Origin of the sequence: Succinimonas amylolytica DSM 2873 (assembly GCF_000378405.1) — a bacterium.
GTDB classification, from domain to species: domain Bacteria; phylum Pseudomonadota; class Gammaproteobacteria; order Enterobacterales; family Succinivibrionaceae; genus Succinimonas; species Succinimonas amylolytica.
On record NZ_KB899657.1, the window covers coordinates 1 to 1398 of the forward strand.

1 protein-coding gene is annotated in these 1398 nt (G+C 33.7%); it reads left to right on the forward strand.

Going from position 1 to position 1398, the window contains the following annotated elements; genetic code table 11:
- Positions 1-98 precede the first annotated feature (98 nt).
- A complete protein-coding gene (locus tag F557_RS0118205) occupies positions 99-539 on the forward strand; it encodes a DUF3226 domain-containing protein (protein ID WP_019003629.1) in 441 nt (146 codons plus the stop codon).
- Positions 540-1398: the final 859 nt, after the last annotated feature.

The following is a 1398-nucleotide window of genomic DNA, read 5'->3' on the forward strand; positions in this document are numbered from 1 at the left end:
CGATCATAATCTATTACTGTCAGAGTGGAGACTCAATGGTGGATATGATCGTGTGAGTTGTAGTGTTACTTTTTGTAAAATCTTAGGCTATATTAATTGTGAGAGACGCGGAAACAGATGTTGATAAAGCGGTATCTTCAGTAAAAAGCGCCTTGAAAAAATCGCAATTACCGGTTCCGGACACCTGTAATCTATGGAAAAGAGATGAAGATAATAATATAAAGGTGGCTTTTACATTAATGCCCATGTGCAGTTCGAATCCGACAACCGGAGCTTTGGAAGATCTTTGCTGGAATATTCTGGCAAACGATCCTCGATATGAGATGCGTAGTGATGTCACTTCATTTGTGTCGCGCATGAAAGAAAAATATCACAGAATTTCAGCTCATGAACATAAGAGTAAACTTCATGCTTTCTTTTCTGTCAATGAGAATTTAATTTCGTTAAAAATAGGTGAGGCTTCCAGAGCTGGTGCTTTTGATTGGAATAGTAATTACTTGCAACCTCTGAAAGATATAATTGAGCAAGGTTTTGTTTAATATTTTGGCTCAATACGGAGTTACTGGTGAAGATATGGATAATGTAAATTATCTGCTTCCATGCAGGCGGTAGGGGTATTTATACTGGCAGGCACACGAAAGTCAGAAAACAAAATCTTTTAGGCTGGTATTTCGCAAGTAATCAGATTGAAGAAATTTTTAAAATTGGTAAAGATGGAGAAAATGCTTCCAGTTTTTGTATAATCTGAAGAAAGCTTTAGAGGCTATTTGCTGATTACGTTTATAACTTCGGAAATATTAAAAGTATTAATGTATTGGTTATTGAATACAGGATACAATTCAAATATATATTTTTAGTGCTATAATATCAGAGTTCACATATTTCATAAATATCTGTTAACATCCGTGCCGCCAAAAATGATGAAGGAAATCTATTCTCTATTAAAAATAAAATCTCCAGCCACAATTAGTGTACATTCCTGTGGAAGATGAACAGAAGCGAGTGCATACTGTACTACAGAATAATCAATCTGAACTGAAAGCTTGTGTTTAGTAGAAATTTCCCAATTAGTAATACTATATAAGATGTGCAAATATTGAGCACATCTTGTCTCAATATCTCATTATTTACTCAATATACCAATCAACAACATAACTACCTCAGTTTTCAGGTAGACATAAATCCCGTTTTCTCTCTAAAAAAATTAAAAAATATCGACAAAATTGTGAAATTTTTCTTGAGTATAGTCTAATTATAGCTTATAATTAGACTATATGTTTGCGGAGTTTGATATGCCAATACCTAGAGATATTCTTGATGTAGAAAGACCTAAAAATACTGTTGTTATTGTTTACGGAGTAAATAAAGATAAGTACGCTGTCAGACAAAGAGTCGGCT